Here is an 18683-nt window from a genome sequence, read left to right on the forward strand (position 1 = left end):
ACCGTCATGAAAGCCCTTGCCATCGCCGCCACCGGCATGAACGCCCAGCAGACCAATCTGGAAGTCATCGCCAACAACATCGCCAACATCAACACCACCGGCTACAAGCGGGCGCGCGCCGAATTCTCCGATCTGCTCTACCAGGTCGACCGCACGCAAGGCGTGCCCAACCGCTCCAACACCTCGCTGGTGCCGGAAGGCGTCTCGATCGGCCTTGGCGTCAAGACGACGGCGGTGCGCAACGTCCACACGCAGGGCGAGCTGGCCAGCACCGGCAACAGCTTCGACCTGGCCTTGACCGGCAGGGGCTGGTTCCAGATCGAGGGCGCCGACGGCGGCACCCTCTATACGCGCGCCGGCGCCTTCAACACCAATGCCACCGGGCAACTGGTGACCGTGGATGGCGCCAGCGTCGTCCCCGCCATCACCGTGCCGACCAACGCCGTCGAAGTCATCGTCAACAAGACCGGCCAGGTCTTTGCCCGCCTGGACGGTCAGACGAATTTGCAGCTGCTCGGCCAGCTTCAGATCGTCAACTTCGCCAATGAAGCCGGTCTGGCGCCGCTCGGCGACAACCTCTTCCAGGAGACGGCTGCCTCAGGCCCGGCCAATGTCGGCGTGCCCGGCGATCCGGGCTTCGCCACGATCCAGCAGGGTTATCTGGAATCCTCCAACGTCGATCCGGTCAAGGAAATCACCGAGCTGATCTCGGCGCAGCGTGCCTACGAAATGAATTCCAAGGTCATCCAGGCCGCCGACGACATGGCCTCCGTGGTCTCCAAGAACATCAGGTAACGGATGATGGCCTGGCCGATCTCCTCCGCACTCCGTCGCGCCGCGCTGGCCACCGCCCTGGTGGCCGCCGGCATGCCGGCTTTCGCGCAGGACGCGACGGGCCAGTCGGCGAGCCAGATCGCCGCCGGCCAGCCCGTCGGCGAGGCCGTGCTGATCCCCAACCGGGTAATCTATCCCGGCGAGACCATCCAGTCCTCCTCGCTCAAGCAGGTGACGCTCATCCCCGGCAAGCACAAGCCGGACGGCATGGCAACGCGCTCGGAGGAGCTTCAGGGCAAGGTCGCCAAGCGCACGCTTCTGCCTGGACGCTACATCCCGGTCACCGCCATCCGCGACGCCTGGCTGGTCGAGCAGGGCGCTTCCGTGCAGGTCTATTTCACCGCAGGCGCGCTCACCATTTCGGCGGCCGGCGTCACATTGCAACCAGGCGCGGCCGGTGACCAGATCAAGATCCGCAACATCGACAGCGGCAAGATCATCTCGGGCACGGTGATGGCCGACGGCAGCATCAAGGTCGGCGCTTCGTGATGCGCGCCTTTGTTCTTCTGCTGAGCGCCGCCATCGGCCTTCAGCCGGCATTGGCAGATGGGCTGACGCCCAAGGCCAAGCGCGAGCTGGCGCAGAAAAACGGCGGCGTCTACGACGATCCGGAATATGATCCGGCCACCACCCAGCGCATGTTCCGGGTCTCGAGCGGCCCAAGCACGCTGCCGCCCGGCCAGGTCGCCGCCCGCATCAAGGATATCGCGCAGCTGCAGAGCGCGCGCGACAACCAGCTCGTCGGCTACGGCCTGGTCATCGGCCTTGCCGGAACCGGCGACAGCCTGCGCAACTCGCCCTTCACCGAACAGTCGATCCGCGCCATGCTGGAGAATCTCGGCATCGCCACAGAAGGCGGCAGCGCGCGCGCCAAGAACGTGGCCGCCGTCATCGTCACCGCCAACATGCCGCCCTTCGTCCAGTCGGGCGCTCGCATAGACATCGACGTCTCCTCGATGGGCGACGCCAGCTCGCTCGCCGGCGGCACGCTGGTGATGACGCCGCTGAAGGCGGCGGACGGCGAGATCTATGCCGTCGGCCAGGGATCGGTGATCGTCGGCGGCTTCACCGCCAAGGGTCAGGCCGAACAACTGACGCAAGGCGTGCCCACCGCCGGCCGCGTGCCGAACGGCGCCATCGTCGAGCGCGCGGTGCCGGCCGAGTTCGACGACCAGGGCGTGTTGACGCTGCAATTGCGAAACCCGGATTTCTCAACCGCCATCCGCATCGCCGACGCCATCAACGACTATACCTCGCAGCGCTTCGGCATGCGGGTCGCCGCCGAGCGCGATGCTCGCACCGTGCAGATCAGGCGACCGAAAAATGTCTCCGCCGCGCGCTTCTACGCCGAGATCGAAAACCTCGTCGTCGAGTCCGATGCCCCTGCCCGCGTCGTTATCGACGAGCGCACCGGCACCATCGTCATCGGCAGCAATGTCAGGATCTCGCGCGTTGCGATCAGCCACGGCACGCTTACCGTGCGCATCACCGAAGCGCCGAAGGTGGTGCAGCCGGAACCCTTCTCCAGGGGTCGAACCGCTGTCGAGCCTTTCACCGCCATCGAAGCGAGCCGGCCCGACGCGCGCGTCGCCGTGCTCGACGGCCCCGACCTCGAAACGCTCGTTTCCGGCCTCAATCGCCTCGGTGTGAAGCCCGACGGCATCATCGCCATCCTGCAAGGCATCAAATCGGCCGGCGCCTTGCAGGCCGACCTGGTTCTCCAATAGGCACGCCGATGATCGCGCTTTTTTCCTCGAAAACACGTCGCCTCCTCACAATGATCGCTACCGCGGCAGCGGCAGCACTTCTTGGCGGCGCTTCCGTCCGCGCAGAGGAAGTTCGGCAGGTTCTGCCTGGCGGGCAGGCCCCGCTCCAGCCGGCCGAACTCACCCGCGAGAGGAAGCCGGCTCAGCCGGCCGCGCTTGCGGCCGGGAAGGCGCCCGACGAAAGCGAGGTCCAGCGCTTCTGCTCCAATATTGCGGACGCCGCGCGCGACCGCCGCTACGCTCTTCAGGCCGAGGAATTGAAGCAGCTGCAGGCCGGTATCGACGAACGCATGAAGGCGCTGGAGGCGAAGCGGGCCGAGTACGAGGAATGGCTGAAGCGGCGCGAAGTGTTCCTGGCGCGCGCGGAGGACGGCGTCGTCAAGATCTATGCCGGCATGAAGCCCGATGCCGCCGCCGAACGTCTGGCAATGGTCAATGCCGAGCTCGCGGCCGCCATCCTGATGAAGCTCGATTCGCGCAAGGCCGGCGTCATCCTGAACGAAATGGACCAGAAGGCGGCGGCGACGCTCACCGGCATCATGGCCAGCGCGGCGCGAAGGGTTGATCCGTCATGAAGTTGCAATTCTTCGTCCTTGTCGCGGTTGCGGCGCTGTCCGGCTGCGGCACCAATTTCAAGGAGATCGGCCGGGAACCCGCTCTGTCGCCCGTCGGTTCCGGCATCGGTGAAGGCGGTTCCGGCCCCTACAGCTATCCCGAACCGCCAGCCTCGCGGCCGAAGAAGTTCTCGCTGTGGGATGATCGCCAGAGCCGGCTGTTTACCGATCCGCGCGCGCTGCGCGCCGGCGACATCCTGACCGTCAACATCAAGCTCAACGACAAGGCCAATTTCAAGAACCAGAACGATCGCAGCCGCACCGCCGCGCGCAAGCTCGGCTATGACGTCACGCTCGGATGGGACGGCAGGAGCACCAGCGGCAAGGGTGACGCAGGCCTGAGCTCCAGCACCGAGACCAATGCCGACGGCGAGATCAAACGCTCGGAGAACCTGGAGCTCAATGTTGCGGCCGTCGTCACCGAGGTGCTGCCCAACGGCAACCTGATGATCAGGGGCTCGCAGGAGGTTCGCGTCAACTACGAGCTTCGGGTGCTGACCATCGCCGGCATGGTTCGTCCGTCCGACATCGGCGCGGAAAACACCATCCCCTACGAGCGCATCGCCGAGGCGCGCATCTCCTATGGCGGCCGTGGCCGTGTGAGCGAGGTCCAGCAGCCGGCCTATGGCCAGCAGGTCCTCGATCAGGTTCTTCCTTTCTAGGGCCGGGAGAGCGCTGCCGTGGCGAATGTCGAGCAGGTCCAGCCCAAGAAGGGACCTTCCCTGGTGATCCAGATCGCCATGCTCTTGGTCATGACGGGCGCGGCGCTCGGCCTGGGCTGGCTTTCCGGCGGCTATCTCAAGCAAGGCGAAACGCCGGCGCCGGTGCCCGCGGCGCCGGAAAACGCCGGCACCGCCGAAAAGCCCGCCGAGGGCGGCAAGGCCGCCGCCGGACCGACGCTGGTGCAACTGGCGCCGATCACCACCAATCTCGCCTCGCCGTCGGACGTCTGGATCCGCCTCGAGGCGTCGCTGCTTTATGATGCTCCCCAGCCGCCGGAGATGGCCGAGCAGGTCCATCAGGATCTGCTCGCATTCGTGCGCACCCTCAAGCTGCACCAGATCGAGGGCGCCAGCGGCTACCAGCATCTCAAGGCCGATCTCGAGGAGCGCGCGGCGCTGCGCAGCGGCGGCCACGTCAAACAGGTTCTCGTCAGGACGATGCTGCTCGAATGAGAAAGTTCCTCATAGCCACGGCGCTGATCGTCGTCACCACCTCCGTCGCCGCGGCCCAGCAGCTCGATCTTGGGGGCATCGGCAAGGCCGACGGCACGACGGTCGGCTATCTGATCCAGATGTTCGGCCTGCTCACCGTGCTTTCGGTGGCGCCCGGGCTCTTGATCATGGTGACGAGCTTCACCCGCTTCGTCATCGCCTTTTCGATCCTGCGCGCCGGCATCGGCCTGCAATCGACGCCGGCCAACCTGATCCTGATCTCGCTGTCGCTGTTCATGACCTTCTATGTCATGGCGCCGACTTTCGACCAGGCCTGGAATACCGGCGTCAAGCCGCTGATGGACAACCAGATCACGCAGGGCGAGGCGTTCGAGAAGATCTCCGGCCCGTTCCGCGACTTCATGCTGCACAATGTACGCGACAAGGATTTCGACCTCTTCGCCGACCTCGCCCGCGAGCGCGGCCAGACCGTGTCGCGCGAGACCGTCGACCTACGCATCCTGGTGCCGGCCTTCATGATCTCGGAGATCCGGCGCGGCTTCGAGATCGGCTTCCTCATCGTTCTGCCCTTCCTCGTCATCGACCTCATCGTCGCCACCGTCACCATGGCCATGGGCATGATGATGCTGCCGCCGACAGTGGTATCGCTGCCGTTCAAGATCCTGTTCTTCGTGCTGATCGACGGCTGGAACCTTCTGGTCGGCAGCCTGGTACGATCCTTCACCTGATCGTTTCCGCCGGACCGCGCGCAAGCGTCCCGCGTCACGTCTCGACGGCTTGAGGAAGGTGCGCGCAAGCCTTCCAACATTATTTTCGATTAACCGTCCGATTTAGCTCTTTGGTAGCAACTTGCCGCCATAGTCGCTCGCAGATGGCGGGTGACCCAACTGAGCGGTCATTGGCATGATGCCGCACCGTCATACCGGACATGCCGGTATGTCAAAAAAATCCGTGTAAAAACAAGGTACGAGTACCATGGCCAGTATCATGACCAACGCCTCGGCGTTGACCGCTCTGCAGAGCTTGAACGCCACCCAGAAGAACCTCGACACCACCCAGTCCCGTATCTCGACGGGCTATCGCGTCTCGCAGGCTTCGGACAACGCCGCTTACTGGTCGATCGCCACCACGATGCGTTCCGACAACCAGGCCATGTCCACCGTTTCTGACGCGCTCGGCCTCGGCGCCTCGAAGGTCGACACCGCTTACACCGGCATGGACAGCGCGATCTCGACCATCAACCAGATCCAGCAGAAGCTGACCGCTTCCTACGGCCAGACCGATGCTTCTAAGGAAAAGACCCAGGTCGAAATCGCCGCTCTTCAGAACCAGTTGAAGGCCTACGCGGATGGCGCCACGTTCTCCGGCACGAACATGCTGTCGGTCAACAGCGGCGCCACCGCCACGAGCGCAGCCGACGTCAAGATCGTTTCGGCCTTCAACCGCGATGCCACCGGCGCAGTTTCGATCTCGACGATCGACGTCAAGGTCGACAGCATCAAGCTGTATGAAGCCGGCACCGCGGCTGGCGTGTCGAAAGGTATCCTCGACGCCGACCGCGTCGGTGCGACTGGCGCTGTCACCACCACTGCGCAAAACCCGACCCTGGGTGCGGCAGCTGCGGCGGGCGACACCTATTCGGTCGCCACGATGAAGATCTTCTCCGGCACCACCGCTGCAAGCGATACCCAGATCGCGGATATGATGAAAGTCGTCGACGCCGCGCTGAAGGACATGACGACCGCCGCGACCAAGCTCGGCGCCGCCAAGAGCTCGATCAACCTGCAGAAGACCTTCACCTCGAGCCTGATGGACTCCATCGATCGCGGCGTCGGCCAGCTCGTCGATGCCGACATGAACAAGGAATCGACCCGCCTCCAGGCGCTGCAGGTTCAGCAGCAGCTCGGTGTCCAGGCGCTGTCGATCGCCAACGGCTCGTCGCAGTCGATCCTGTCGCTCTTCCGCGGCTGATCGCTCTATACTGACCGGACCAAAGCGTCGGGCCGCGCCAAAAGCGCGGCCCGATTTTTCATTGGAGCGGTTCGCCGTTTCACGGAAACGATGAACCGCCCCATCTCTATTTGCTTGAAGCAATTCCGTACGGAAAACCGTTTCACACTTTTCCTGGAATTGCTTAGCTCAAGGCTCGCGCAACCCTCGTTCCTTAACCTCTCCGAAGCCCACTTTTAACAGGCCATTAACCATATCGCGCTAGGTATGGTTAACCAATCACTAGGTTGTCGAATCGGCCCGACCGGCACGATCGCAACCGATGGGCAGGCCGAGACCCGGCCTGTGTGGCATGCAGGCTTTTGAGAAGGAGCGAGTTTCTTGGCGAGCATCATGACGAACGCTGCGGCGTTGACTGCACTTCAAAGCCTCAACGCCACCAACAAATCGCTCGAGCAGACGCAGGCCCGGATCTCCACCGGCTACCGGGTCTCCGAGGCCTCCGACAACGCCGCCTACTGGTCGATCGCTACCACGATGCGCTCCGACAATTCGGCGCTGTCGACTGTGCAGGATGCGCTCGGCCTCGGCGCCTCGAAGGTCGACACCGCCTATACCGGCATGAACAACGTCCTTTCGACGATCGGCCAGATCAAGACCAAGCTTTTGTCGGCTGTCGGCCAGTCGGGTGCCAACAAGGCCAAGACGCAGACCGAAATCACCACGCTGCAGGCGCAGATGAAATCCTTCGCCGACGCCGCCACCTTCTCGGGCTCGAATTATCTTTCGGTGACGTCCACGCAGGTCGCGGCCGCCAATGACGGCGTCCAGCCCGACGCCAAGATCGTCTCCTCGTTCAATCGCTCCTCGTCCGGCGCCATCTCGCTCGGCACTATCGACATCCATGTCGAGAGCACCAAGCTGTTCGATTCCGGCCTCGCGACGGCCGTCAAGAACCAGGGCATTCTCGATCGCAAGACTTCGATCTATTCCACCGCTGCGGACCAGTCGGCATATGACGCCGCCTATGCCGCCTCGATCGCCGGCGGCGCCACCGACATCGCCGCCAACACCGCGGGCCAGGCCGCTGTGTCGGGCACGCCCATCAAGATCGACAACGTCTCCGCCTTCAATCTCGACATCACGGCGACGGGCGTGACCGACGATATCATCACGCAGATGGTCACCAAGATCGACAACGTCATGAGTCAGCTTACTGACGCCGCCACCGTGCTCGGCGCCGCCAAGAGCTCGATCGACCTGCAGAAGACCTTCACCCAAAGCCTGATGGACTCCATCGACCGGGGCGTCGGCCAGCTCGTCGATGCCGACATGAACAAGGAATCGACCCGCCTCCAAGCGCTTCAGGTGCAGCAGCAGCTCGGCATCCAGTCTCTGTCGATCGCCAACAGCTCCTCTCAGTCGATCCTGGCGCTGTTCAAGAACGGCTAAGCCGCCTGATAGCTCGATCAACGAAAAGGCTGCGTCCGAAGCGCGGCCTTTTTTTGCGTTGGTGGGGAAGAAGTTACCCGTTCAATACTTTGCTGGCCCTCGGCGGCATGCCCTATCATCCTCGCACAAGCTTCGCGGTCTAGTCTTCCGGCGGACAGTCATGCTGGGAGCGGTTGAAACGTGCCGGAACAGATCCAGAGCATCATCGCGAATTTGAAGAGCTTCGGCGTGAAGCGTCTGGCGCTCATGGGCGGCATCGCGGCCCTGGTCATGGCCGTCATCGGCATCGCGTCGGTCTACCTCAACCGTCCGGCCTATGAGACGCTCTATGTCGGCCTCGAGCGTTCCGACGTCAATCAGATCGGCCTGGTGCTTGCCGACGCCGGCATCGGTTTCGATGTCGGCTCCGACGGCACATCCGTGCTGGTGCCGGCCGGCACCACCGCCCAGGCGCGCATGCTGCTTGCCGAGAAAGGCCTGCCGACCAGCGCCAACGCCGGCTACGAGCTGTTCGACAATGTCGGTTCGCTCGGCCTGACCTCCTTCATGCAGCAGATCACCCGTGTGCGCGCGCTGGAAGGCGAGATCGCGCGCACCATCCAGTCGATCTCCGGCGTCAAGGCGGCGCGCGTCCACATCGTCATGTCCGAGCGCGCCAATTTCCGCCGCGACGAGCAGCAGCCCTCCGCCTCGGTGGTCATCCGCTATGCCGGCAACGATGCCGAGAAGAGCGCGATGTCGATCCGCCACCTCGTCGCCGCGGCTGTTCCGGGCCTCTCGGCCGACAAGGTCACAGTGCTCGATTCCAACGGCAACCTGCTGGCCGCCGGCGACGACCCTTCCAACACGAGCGCCGCGCGCACGCTCGGCGTCGAGCAGACGGTCGAGGCGCAGATCGGCGACAACATCCGCCGCGCCCTCACGCCCTATCTCGGCCCGGACAATTTCCGCGCCAGCGTCAAGGCCGACGTCAACACCGACAGCCGCCAGACCGAGGAGACGATCTTCGATCCGAACTCACGCGTCGAGCGTTCGGTGCAATCGGTGAAGACCAACGAAGCCAGCAACCAAAAGCAGGCTTCGACCCCGACCAGCGTCGAGCAGAACCTTCCCGAAACGCAGACGACGACCACCGAGGGACCGCAATCCACCTCGCAGAACGATCGCAAGGAAGAGATCACCAATTACGAGATCAATTCCAAGAAGATCGCGACCGTTTCGAACGGCTACACGGTCAACAAGATGTCGATCGCTGTCGTCGTCAACCAGGATCGCCTGAAGACCATCCTCGGCAAGGATGCTACCCCGGAGCAGGTCGCCAAGCGCGTCGCCGATATCCAGAAAATGGTTGCCTCGGCGACAGGCTTCGACGACAAGCGCGGCGACGTCATCGACGTGTCGGCGGTCGAGTTCATCAACGGCCTCGACGGCGAGCCGATCGACCAGCCTGGCATCCTTGCCTCGATCGGCACCTATACCGGCACGCTGATCAATGCCGGCGCCTTCATCGTCGTCGTCTTCCTGGTTGCCTTTTTCGGTCTGAAGCCGATGGCCGCAGCGCTGACGGCGTCGGCGAAGCCCGCTGCCATTGCCGGCCCGAGCTTCGACGACGTGCAGCGTTCCTTGCCGACGCCCGATGCGCCCGTCGCCGCGATCACCGCCGAGACTCCAGCAGGCGCGCGCGCCGGCGCAACTCCGCTCGACGACCTGCGTCAGAAAATCCGTCCGGCGCCGCAGGAGCGGCTTGCCCGCATGGTCGATCTCAACGAGGAACGCACCGCCCAGATCCTGCGCAAATGGGCTGCCGCCCCGGAAGCCGTAGGTTAGGCAATGGCTTCGGCGGCCCTCTTCGATCTCCTGCCCGATTTCGGGTCGCGGACCTCGGCAGCCAGCCAGGCGCCGAAGGATCGCGATATCCAGCACATGCCGGCCGCGCCGACGCCGCAGGCCGATATCGGCGCGCTGATCGCCGAAGCTGTGGCCGACGCGGAGGCGGCGCTCGAGGCACGCCTTGCGCTTTCCCATCAGGCCGCGCTCGACGCCGAGCGCCAGGCCAATGACGAAGCGGCGAAAGCTTTCCTCGAAAGCTTCGGCGGCGATCTCGGCGCTGCCGTCGCCACGCGCATCGAAGCCATGGAACGGCGCGTTGTCGAGCTTGCCGGCGCGACCGTGGCCCGCATCGTCGGCGGCCTTCTCAGCGACGACCTGCAGCAACGTTCGCTGCAGGCGCTTTCGCAAGCGATCGACGCGGCGGTCGCCGACAGCGAGGCCGTGCGTATCGGTGTTCGCGGGCCGCTCTCGCTGTTCGAGCCGCTGAAGGCGGCGCTCGGACCCCGCGCCGCCAATCTCGACTTCACCGAGGCGCCGGGTTTCGACCTGACCGTCACCATTGACGAAACGGTGTTCGAGACGCGTATCGCCGAGTGGTCGGCGTCCTTGTCGGAGGTCCTGTCATGAGCGCCGTCGAGCATGCCGACCCCCGGCACGAAATCATCATCGTCAAGCGCAATCATGACGGTCATGACGACGCTCACCATGGTGGTGTGTGGAAGATCGCCTTCGCCGACTTCATGACGGCGATGATGTGCTTCTTCCTCGTCATGTGGCTGATCAACGCCGCCAACGAGCAGACCAAGGCAGCCGTCGCCAGCTATTTCAACCCTGTCGAGCTGATCGATCGCAACTCCAGCCGCAAGGGCCTGGAGGACCTCGGCGACGGCCCGAGCAAGGTCGGGCTGACCGCGGACAACCCGCAGCAGGGCGCGACCAAGGCGGGCGATGACGGCAAGGGCGGCGCCGGCTCCTCCGAACGCCGGCAGACCAAAGCCGGGGCGCAGGATGCCCAGCTCTCCGACGAAAAGCTGTTTGCCGATCCCTACGCGGTGCTGGCAGAGATCGCCGCCAATACGGGCGTGATGCAGAACGTCAGCGCCAAGGGCGAAGGCGGCGCCCAGGCGGCCGGTCCGGCAACCGGCGCGTCTGGCGGCGAATCCTATCGCGATCCGTTCGCACCGGATTTCTGGTCGCAGCAGGTGGCGGCGCCCGGCGCCGAGGCCACCGCCGAACGCGCCAAGATCGAAGGCGATCCGGTCAGGCCCGGCGAGAAGGTCGCCACCGTCGCGGTGCCGAAGGTGAAGATCGTTCCGGCCGCTCCTGCGCTGACGGCCGCGCCGCTGGAGCCGCTGGCAACCGCAGAAAAGACTGACGCCAAGAGCGGACTAAAAGCTGCGCAAGGCGACGCCGAGAAGCTGTCGGGCAAAACAAGCAAGACCGAGGAAGCCCAGACCTGGAAAGCTGAAGTCGACAAGCGCGAGGCTGCAGCGGCCGACACCAAGGCCGAAACTGCGAAGGCGGAAAAAGCCGAACCCGAGCAGACCGCCGACAAAGGTAACAAGGCGCCAAGCAAAGCCGCTCTACAGGCAGCGGCGGATATCAAGAAGGAACTCGCCAAGGCATTCCTGCCGGGCGAAAAGCTGGCCGATGGCGTCTCGGTCGAGGCCACCGACAAGGGTGTCGTCATTTCGATCACCGACCAGCTGGATTTCGGCATGTTCGAGATCGGCTCGGCCATGCCGCGCCGTGAGCTGGTGCTGGCGATGGAAAAGATCGGCCACATCATCAACCAGAAGAAAGGCACCATCACCATCAGCGGCCACACCGACGCGCGGCCGTTCCACAGCGACACTTACGACAACTGGCGGCTGTCGACCGCGCGCGCCCATTCGGCCTATTACATGCTGGTGCGTGGCGGCGTCGACGAAAGCCGCATCACCGAGGTCGCGGGTTTCGCCGACCGGCAGCCCAAGATCGCCTCCGATCCGATGGCGGCCGCGAACCGGCGCATCGAAATCCTGATGACGGCCGGCGGATGAAGGGCAGGAGCGTCATCGGCGGCGCGGTAGCGCTGCTATTGCTTGCGGCAGGGTCGCCGTCGGCGGCCTTCGCGCAGGACGCGCTGCAGCCTTATCAGCTGGTACGTTCGCTGCAGCTGATCCAGGACCGCATTGCCGGCGGCGACCATGCCGCGCTGCCGATGCAGGCGAAGCTCCTCGAAATGATCGACGCCCGGATGCGCAACGCCAATGCCGAGGATTTCAAGGAGCCGAAGAATTTCCGCGCCTTGCTCGTCTATGGCATGAGCGGCGGCAATCCGGTGACGGTCGCGGCGGCGGCTTCCCGCGCGACGACCGACCCGCAAAGCCTGGCCATCGCCAAGGGCGTCATCGCCTATCTGAACGGCCGGCCGGCCGAGGCGATCGAAACGCTGAAGCCGATCGATCCGATGAGCGTGCCCGCCGACCTCGGCGCCTTCCTGGCGCTGGTCAAGGGCTCGCTGCTTGCAACAGATGACCCGGCGGCAGCGCTGACGCTGCTCGACGAGGCGCGCCTGCTCAGCCCCGGCACGCTGGTCGAGGAGGCTGCACTCCGCCGCTCCGTCGGCATCGCGGCCGCGCAAGGCGACGCCGCCCGCTTCGCGCTGGCCTCGACCCAATATGTCGCGTCCTATCTCTATTCGCCTTACGCCAGCCAGTTCGCCGACGCCTTCGTTTCCGGCGTCATCACGCTGCACATGGCGATCAGCCAGGACAAGATCGCCGACATCACCTCGATGATGGATCCCGAGCGCGAGAAAGTGATCTACCTGCGCATTGCGCGCCGCGCCGCGATCGACGGCATGACGGAGCTCTCGGCTTTCGCCTCCGCCAAGGCGGAGCTGGGCCGCAACGGCAATCGCAACCAGGACGACCCGCGCACCCAGCTCTATTCGAGCCTCTCCACCATGACGTCGGCCAACGTCGACGAAGTGCGTGCCAAGCTCGGCAAAATTGATCGTGGCAAGCTTTCGCAAGGCGACCGCGACCTGCTCGACGCCGCACAGGCGGTCGCGGGCGAAGTGACGGCGCCGGTGAAAGCGGCCGCGAAAATCGACGCTGCACCGGCAACCGCCGCAAAAGGCGAGGATGCGAAGTCCGCGACGGAAGCCTCGGCCGATCCGGCCAATGCGGACTTGCCTCCGGTGGAAGGAGCGATGCCCGACCAGCCACCGGTCGCGGCAAGCGATCCGGCGGTCGCGCCGCGTGATCAAGCGAAAGACGCGCAGCCCTCTGTTCCACAGCCGGCGCAAACATCGGCTGAAGCGCTAGCGGCCGCTCCAGCACCGGCTGACGCCGCACCGGTGGTGCAGGCATCCGCACCGGCGACGACGCCCGACGCGCAAGACCCGATCGATGCGGCAGTGACCAGCACGCGGCGTCAGCTCGACCAGATCGACCAACTCCTCGGAGCAGCCCCCAAATGACCAGCGTCAGCCAGACCTTGCCGGGCTTTGCTTCGACCCGGCCCCGCCAGCAAGCCGCCGGCGGCAAGGACAACGATCAGAATTTCGGCGAGATGGTGCACGGGATGGAAAAGCCCGATCGGCCGCAGGACAAGCCCGCGGCCGGGCTAGTGTTGCCGGCCCCACATCCCGCAACGCGTTCATCGGCCGACAACGGCAATCAGGAGCCCGATCACGACGCGCGAGCTAAAACCGGCTCGCAGAAAGCAACCGCGGGAAAGTCCGCGAAGGCCAGCGCCCGGACAGATCAAGCCAAGCCGACGACGGACAAAGATTCCCCGGCGCAAGCCGAGGATTCCGTGCCGCTGCAGGACCGCTTGCCGTTGCTGATGGCGCTGAGCGACATGAAGCATTTCGCGCAGTCGTCAGGCGCCGGTGGCAACAGTTCCACCGACGGTGACGATGGCGCAGGCGAGCGCGGACCGCTTAAATTGCCGCTGCGCGTGGGCAAGCGCGCGGCGATCCACGGTTCCGGCGAGACGCAGTCGCGATCCGTCCGTTCGACGGCGGCTGAAGATCACGGGCCTGACTTCGGGCAGAAGCCGGTGAAGGCTGACGTGGCTCTCGACATGCCAGGCCGCAGAGATGCCAAAATCGTACCGGCGCAAGGAGACGAGCCGCAGGCCGACAGCGCGGTGCCGCCGCAAGGCTGGCGGTCGGCTTCCTCCTCCAAGGTTTCGTTACAATCGCAATCGGCCGCGCAGCAGACACCGGGAAAGCCGTCTTCTTCCGCCGCACGCATGGAAGTCGTCAGCCAGCAGAGCTTCCCGGCGCCGGCGCAAAATCCGATCGGCCAGACGGCATCGGCGCTGGTTGAAGCGCTTGCCTCCGACAAGGGCGTTCAGCAAGCCTTCACAAGCGCCTCGGCAGGCTTGCAGACGACCAATTCTGTTGCCGTTCCGACACATGTGCTGAAGATCGAGCTCCACCCTTCGGAGCTCGGATCCGTCACCGCCAGCCTGCGCCTCTCAGGCGAGCAACTTTCGATTGAGATGAAGCCCGAGACACACGAGGCATACCGCCGTCTCACCGCCGACAGCGACGCCATCGTCAAGTCCATGCGCAGCCTCGGCTTCGACGTCGACAAGGTTACGATCCTGCAACCTTCGATAGCAGCACATGCGGCCGGCCGCGCCGACGCAAGCGGCGGCATGCCGATGTCGACAGGCCGCGACCAGCCTTCGTTCCAGCCCGGGAATTCGGGCGGCAGCGGCGCGGGCGGCGACCGGCAACCGGGAAGGAACGATGGCAATGGCGCACAGGAATTCGCTCGTGCCGCTTCGCCTCTTCGCGAGCGTGCTGACGACGATATGTATATCTAGTTTCGCTCTCGGCACGGTCGGCGCCACCGCCAACCCCTGCGAGCCTGAGATCCTGCGCGCCGCCGACCGCTACGGCGTGCCGGCCGGAATTCTCTATGCGGTTGGGCTGACCGAGACCGGAAAGAAGGGCAGCCTCCAGCCCAATGCATTGAATATAGAAGGAAAAGCCGTCTTTCCTCGCAGCCGCACCGAAGCGCTCGCCGCATTCGAGAATGCGCGTCGCGAAGGCAAGACGCTGATCGATCTCGGCTGCATGCAGATCAACCATCGCTATCACGGCGCGCAGTTCCGCAGCGTCGAGGACATGCTCGACCCGCATCAGAATGTCGACTACGCGGCGCGCTTCCTAGTGAGCCTGCATGCCCGGCATATGACCTGGTCGATGGCCGTCGCCCGCTATCATGCCGGCCCCGACAACGACCCGGCGCAGAAGGTCTATGTCTGCCGTGTCATCGCCAACATGGTCGCCACCGGCTTCGGCAAATGGACGCCGAATGCCAGCGCTTTCTGCAACCAATAGTTGCCAATCCTCTACCTTCGTCGGCATGCTCGCGGGCGCCAATTTCGTCAGCCGCAGTTCGGCGCGAGTACACCTGCCGAACCGCCTTTATTACGGCTCCCAAAAAAAACTCCCAAGAAAATAGTTACAAGAAATGATGGTTTTTCAGGATTCACCGAGCCGGGTACCCCTTTCCGCACGGGGCAAGTGAATTTGATTCGGAGGGCGGGCCGATGATCGTGATCGTTGACGAGCGGGAGCTCGTGACAGAGGGCTACTCTTCACTTTTCGATCGCGAGGGAGTGGCCACGGCCGGCTTCGCGCCAGGCGAATTCGGCGAATGGGTGAGTTCCGCCGCCGACACCGATCTCAGGTCCGTCAGGGCCTTTCTTATCGGCGACTGCCGCGAGGGCGCGATATCGCCGCGCCAGATCCGCGACCGCACCGGCGCGCCGGTGATCGCGCTCAGCGAGCATCATTCGCTCGAACATACGTTGCGGCTGTTCGAAAGCGGCGTCGACGACGTCGTTCGCAAGCCCGTCCATATACGCGAGATTCTTGCTCGTATCACCGCCATCCGCCGTCGCGGTTCCGAAGAAGCCGCCTATACCGAAGTCGGCTCGATGCGCATCTTCATGGACGGCCGCGATCCGGAGATCGACGGCGAGCCGCTGCCGCTGCCGCGGCGCGAGCGGCGCATCCTGGAATATCTGGCCAGCAACCGCGGCCGGCGCGTGACCAAGACGCAGGTCTTCAACGCCATCTACGGCATCTTCGACGAAGAGGTCGAGGAGAACGTGGTGGAGAGCCACATCTCGAAGCTGCGCAAGAAGCTGCGCGAGAAGCTCGGTCACGATCCCATCGATTCCAAGAGGTTCCTCGGCTACCGGCTGGTGTTTTGATGGCCGCGCCAGGCACGTCTCGCGCCAGCCTCGCGCAAGACACGAGGCCTAATTTCATGGCCTGCTACCAAGGCACTGCGGAGATCCATCGATGAGCCTCTACGGAATGATGCGGACCGGCGTTTCCGGTATGAACGCGCAGGCCAACCGCCTCTCCGCGGTGGCCGACAACATCGCCAACTCTGACACCACCGGCTACAAGCGCTCTTCGGCCGAGTTCTCGTCCCTGATCATGCCCGGCACCGGCGGTGCCTATAATTCGGGCGGCGTGACCACCACGATCCGCTCGGCCGTCAGCACACAAGGTGTCATGACCTACACCACCTCGGTGTCCGACCTTGCCGTCAACGGCGACGGCTTCTTCGTCGTCCAGGATGCCGGCGGCACGCCCTATCTCACCCGTGCCGGCTCCTTCGTTCCGGACGCGCAAGGCAGGCTGGTCAATGCCGCGGGTTACCAGCTCATGGCCTACAGCTACGCCAACGGCGATCCAGCCGCGACCGCCAACGGCTTCGAAGGCCTCGTCCCGGTGCAGATCTCCGATCAGGAGATGACGGCGACGCCGAGCACGGAAGGCACCTTCAGCGGCAACCTGCCCGCGGGCGCCACCCCGGTCGCGGCCGGCAGCCTGCCCTCCACCAACAGCGCTTCGGCCCAATATACGTCGAAGACCTCGCTGGTCGCCTATGACAACCTGGGCAACAAGAAGCTGCTCGACGTCTATTTTACCAACACCGGCGCCGGCACCTGGGAAGTCTCGGTCTTCGATCAGTCGAAGGCGACGCCCGGCACCTCCTTCCCCTACGCCGGCGGCGCGCTGGCGTCGACGAACCTCACCTTCGACACCACCACGGGCAAGCTCACCGGCGCAACCGACAGCATCTCCTTCACCGTGCCGGGCGGCTCGACGCTGAACCTCGACCTCTCCAAGGTGACCCAGCTCGGCACCGGCTTCACCGTCGCCGACGCCAAGGTCAACGGCAACGCGCCGAGCTCCATCCAGAAGGTGCAGATCGGCCAGGACGGCATCATCTACGCGCAGTTCGAGGATGGCTCGACCAAGGCGCTTTACAAGATCCCGCTGGCCGACGTTCAGAGCCCCGACAACCTCACCGCCATGCCCGGCAACGTCTATGTGCAGAGCACCGATTCCGGCGCCGTCCGCATCGGCTTTGCCAATGAGGGCAAGCTCGGCTCCATCGTCTCCGGCGCGCTTGAAAACTCCAATGTCGATATTGCCGAGGAACTGACCAACATGATTGCGGCGCAGCGCAGCTACACCGCCAATTCCAAGGTCTTCCAGACCGGTTCGGACCTGATGGACGTCCTCGTCAACCTGAAGAGATAAACGACGGGCGCCGCCCGTGAAAGATCAGCATGTCGCTTTCCTCCGCACTAAGCATTGCCCAATCGGCGCTTCTGGCCACGTCCAAGCAGACCAGCGTCGTATCGCGCAATGTGGCCGATGCGTCGAACCCGGACTACACTCGCCGCATCGCCGTGGTGACCAGCACGGCGCCCGGCGCCAGGGCGGTGGAAATCCAGCGTGTCGCCAATGATCTCCTGTTCCGCCAGAACCTCTCGGCGCTGTCGGCATGGAGCGGCCAGAGCGCGCTCTACAACGGCATGGATCAACTCGATCTGTCGGTCAACGGGGTCGACAATGCGTCGTCCCCCTCCACCGCGATCGCCAACCTGCAGAAAGCCCTGCAGCTCTACGCCACCACGCCCTCGAACCAGAACCTCGGCACCAGCGTCGTCGACGCCGCAAAGCAAGTGGTGAGTTCGCTGAACAGCGGCACCCAGGCGATCCAGGATTTCCGCACCCAGGCGGACAGCCAGATCGCCACCGCCGTCAACGATCTCAATTCGCTGCTCAGCCAGTTCCAGGACGCCAACAAGGCCGTCATCTCGGGCACCCGTTCCGGCACCGACGTCTCCGACGCGCTCGACCAGCGCGACGCGCTCCTGAAGAAGATATCGGAATACGTCCCGGTCTCGACCTTCACGCGCGGCGACAACGACATGGTCATCACCACCAAGGACGGCGCGACGCTGTTCGAGACCGTACCGCGCTCGGTGACCTTCACGCCGTCGGCCGGCTACTCGGCAGGCACACCTGGCAACACGGTCTACATCGACAATGTGCCGGTCTCGGCTGGCACTGCCGACAACATCACTGCCGACGGCAAGCTTGCGGGCCTTCTGAAGCTGCGCGACGGCGTGGCCTCGACCATGCAGAGCCAGCTCGACGAAATCGCGCGCGGCCTTGTCACGGCATTTGCCGAAACCGCGCCATCGCAGCCCAATGCGGCCGGCCTGTTCACCTGGCCCGGCGCTCCGGCGATTCCGGCCGCCGGCACCCTGGTCGACGGCCTCGCCGGCACGATCAGCGTCAACGCCGCCTTCGATCCGAGCGCCGGCGGCAATCCCGCGCTGTTGCGCGACGGCGGCGCCAACGGCGCGGCCTACGTCGTCAACACCGGCGGCGCATCCTATGCGGACCTTCTGATCAGCTACGGCAACAGGCTCGATCAGCCAATGGCCTTTGACAGCTCCGCCGGCATCGCCGTCAGCTCCGGCGTCTCCGACTACGCGGCCAATGCCATCGGCTGGTTCGAAGGCGTGCGCCAGCAGGCCTCGACCAATGCCGACAGCAAGCAGGCGCTGGCGGCGCGCACGGCCGAGGCGCTGTCCAACGATACCGGGGTCAATGTCGACCAGGAAATGTCCCTGTTACTCGACCTCGAGCATACCTATCAGGCCTCGGCGCATATGATGAAGACCGTGAGCGACATGCTGGACGCCCTGATGAGCGCGGTGGGATAATT

18 protein-coding genes are annotated in these 18683 nt (G+C 64.6%); all 18 read left to right on the top strand.

What is annotated here, in order from left to right; genetic code table 11:
• Positions 1-6 precede the first annotated feature (6 nt).
• The 18 genes from flgG (at position 7) to flgK (ending at position 18681) form a co-directional block, all read left to right on the top strand.
• On the top strand, positions 7-795 hold the full coding sequence (gene flgG / locus LB565_RS11825) for a flagellar basal-body rod protein FlgG (RefSeq protein ID WP_224584035.1): 789 nt from the start codon (positions 7-9) through the stop codon (positions 793-795).
• Positions 796-801: 6 nt separating this feature from the next.
• On the top strand, positions 802-1323 hold the full coding sequence (flgA, locus tag LB565_RS11830) for a flagellar basal body P-ring formation chaperone FlgA (protein WP_224584037.1): 522 nt from the start codon (positions 802-804) through the stop codon (positions 1321-1323).
• Positions 1324-1472: 149 nt separating this feature from the next.
• Positions 1473-2561, top strand: a complete 1089-nt coding sequence (locus tag LB565_RS11835; RefSeq protein WP_224584195.1) for a flagellar basal body P-ring protein FlgI — start codon at positions 1473-1475, stop codon at positions 2559-2561.
• 50 nt (positions 2562-2611) lie between these two features.
• Positions 2612-3175: a MotE family protein gene (locus LB565_RS11840; RefSeq protein WP_224584038.1), complete on the top strand. Its 564-nt coding sequence runs from the start codon at positions 2612-2614 to the stop codon at positions 3173-3175.
• A complete protein-coding gene (gene flgH / locus LB565_RS11845) occupies positions 3172-3876 on the top strand; it encodes a flagellar basal body L-ring protein FlgH (RefSeq protein WP_224584040.1) in 705 nt (234 codons plus the stop codon). The genes LB565_RS11840 and flgH overlap by 4 nt, the downstream gene beginning before the upstream one ends.
• Positions 3877-3894: 18 nt before the next feature.
• Positions 3895-4389, top strand: coding sequence for a flagellar basal body-associated protein FliL (fliL, locus tag LB565_RS11850; protein WP_224584043.1), 495 nt, complete (start codon positions 3895-3897; stop codon positions 4387-4389).
• Entirely contained in the window at positions 4386-5117 is a 732-nt protein-coding gene (fliP, locus tag LB565_RS11855; RefSeq protein WP_095766375.1) for a flagellar type III secretion system pore protein FliP, read from the top strand. The genes fliL and fliP overlap by 4 nt, the downstream gene beginning before the upstream one ends.
• A 247-nt stretch (positions 5118-5364) precedes the next feature.
• Positions 5365-6360 (top strand): flagellin, encoded by a 996-nt coding sequence (locus LB565_RS11860; protein ID WP_140842058.1) that lies wholly within the window; start codon positions 5365-5367, stop codon positions 6358-6360.
• Between the two features lie 360 nt (positions 6361-6720).
• Positions 6721-7791: a flagellin gene (locus LB565_RS11865; RefSeq protein ID WP_224584044.1), complete on the top strand. Its 1071-nt coding sequence runs from the start codon at positions 6721-6723 to the stop codon at positions 7789-7791.
• Between the two features lie 180 nt (positions 7792-7971).
• Positions 7972-9618: a flagellar basal-body MS-ring/collar protein FliF gene (gene fliF / locus LB565_RS11870; RefSeq protein ID WP_224584046.1), complete on the top strand. Its 1647-nt coding sequence runs from the start codon at positions 7972-7974 to the stop codon at positions 9616-9618.
• 3 nt (positions 9619-9621) lie between these two features.
• Positions 9622-10248: a hypothetical protein gene (locus LB565_RS11875; RefSeq protein ID WP_224584047.1), complete on the top strand. Its 627-nt coding sequence runs from the start codon at positions 9622-9624 to the stop codon at positions 10246-10248.
• Positions 10245-11663, top strand: a complete 1419-nt coding sequence (locus tag LB565_RS11880; RefSeq protein ID WP_224584049.1) for a MotB family protein — start codon at positions 10245-10247, stop codon at positions 11661-11663. Before LB565_RS11875 ends, LB565_RS11880 begins: the two co-directional genes overlap by 4 nt.
• Positions 11660-13090, top strand: coding sequence for a chemotaxis protein MotC (locus tag LB565_RS11885; protein ID WP_224584051.1), 1431 nt, complete (start codon positions 11660-11662; stop codon positions 13088-13090). The genes LB565_RS11880 and LB565_RS11885 overlap by 4 nt, the downstream gene beginning before the upstream one ends.
• Complete coding sequence (locus LB565_RS11890; protein WP_224584052.1) at positions 13087-14451, top strand: flagellar hook-length control protein FliK; 1365 nt, start codon at positions 13087-13089, stop codon at positions 14449-14451. Before LB565_RS11885 ends, LB565_RS11890 begins: the two co-directional genes overlap by 4 nt.
• On the top strand, positions 14381-14971 hold the full coding sequence (locus LB565_RS11895; protein ID WP_263488449.1) for a transglycosylase SLT domain-containing protein: 591 nt from the start codon (positions 14381-14383) through the stop codon (positions 14969-14971). The genes LB565_RS11890 and LB565_RS11895 overlap by 71 nt, the downstream gene beginning before the upstream one ends.
• A 212-nt stretch (positions 14972-15183) precedes the next feature.
• On the top strand, positions 15184-15852 hold the full coding sequence (locus tag LB565_RS11900; RefSeq protein ID WP_224514477.1) for a response regulator transcription factor: 669 nt from the start codon (positions 15184-15186) through the stop codon (positions 15850-15852).
• Between the two features lie 91 nt (positions 15853-15943).
• Complete coding sequence (locus LB565_RS11905) at positions 15944-17200, top strand: flagellar hook protein FlgE (RefSeq protein WP_224584054.1); 1257 nt, start codon at positions 15944-15946, stop codon at positions 17198-17200.
• A gap of 29 nt (positions 17201-17229) precedes the next feature.
• Positions 17230-18681 (top strand): flagellar hook-associated protein FlgK, encoded by a 1452-nt coding sequence (gene flgK / locus LB565_RS11910; protein ID WP_224584055.1) that lies wholly within the window; start codon positions 17230-17232, stop codon positions 18679-18681.
• Positions 18682-18683 lie beyond the last annotated feature (2 nt).

Source organism: Mesorhizobium sp. CA14 (assembly GCF_020165195.1).
GTDB lineage: Bacteria > Pseudomonadota > Alphaproteobacteria > Rhizobiales > Rhizobiaceae > Mesorhizobium.

Bases quoted from the DNA above. Each gene is read 5' to 3' on its own strand.
- flgG (WP_224584035.1), top strand. From the start codon at position 7: ATGAAAGCCCTTGCCATCGCCGCCACCGGCATGAACGCCCAGCAGACC.
- flgA (WP_224584037.1), top strand. From the start codon at position 802: ATGGCCTGGCCGATCTCCTCCGCACTCCGTCGCGCCGCGCTGGCCACC.
- LB565_RS11835 (WP_224584195.1), top strand. From the start codon at position 1,473: ATGTTCCGGGTCTCGAGCGGCCCAAGCACGCTGCCGCCCGGCCAGGTC.
- LB565_RS11840 (WP_224584038.1), top strand. From the start codon at position 2,612: ATGATCGCTACCGCGGCAGCGGCAGCACTTCTTGGCGGCGCTTCCGTC.
- flgH (WP_224584040.1), top strand. From the start codon at position 3,172: ATGAAGTTGCAATTCTTCGTCCTTGTCGCGGTTGCGGCGCTGTCCGGC.
- fliP (WP_095766375.1), top strand. From the start codon at position 4,386: ATGAGAAAGTTCCTCATAGCCACGGCGCTGATCGTCGTCACCACCTCC.
- LB565_RS11860 (WP_140842058.1), top strand. From the start codon at position 5,365: ATGGCCAGTATCATGACCAACGCCTCGGCGTTGACCGCTCTGCAGAGC.
- LB565_RS11875 (WP_224584047.1), top strand. From the start codon at position 9,622: ATGGCTTCGGCGGCCCTCTTCGATCTCCTGCCCGATTTCGGGTCGCGG.
- LB565_RS11880 (WP_224584049.1), top strand. From the start codon at position 10,245: ATGAGCGCCGTCGAGCATGCCGACCCCCGGCACGAAATCATCATCGTC.
- LB565_RS11885 (WP_224584051.1), top strand. From the start codon at position 11,660: ATGAAGGGCAGGAGCGTCATCGGCGGCGCGGTAGCGCTGCTATTGCTT.
- LB565_RS11890 (WP_224584052.1), top strand. From the start codon at position 13,087: ATGACCAGCGTCAGCCAGACCTTGCCGGGCTTTGCTTCGACCCGGCCC.
- LB565_RS11895 (WP_263488449.1), top strand. From the start codon at position 14,381: ATGGCGCACAGGAATTCGCTCGTGCCGCTTCGCCTCTTCGCGAGCGTG.
- LB565_RS11900 (WP_224514477.1), top strand. From the start codon at position 15,184: ATGATCGTGATCGTTGACGAGCGGGAGCTCGTGACAGAGGGCTACTCT.
- LB565_RS11905 (WP_224584054.1), top strand. From the start codon at position 15,944: ATGAGCCTCTACGGAATGATGCGGACCGGCGTTTCCGGTATGAACGCG.
- flgK (WP_224584055.1), top strand. From the start codon at position 17,230: ATGTCGCTTTCCTCCGCACTAAGCATTGCCCAATCGGCGCTTCTGGCC.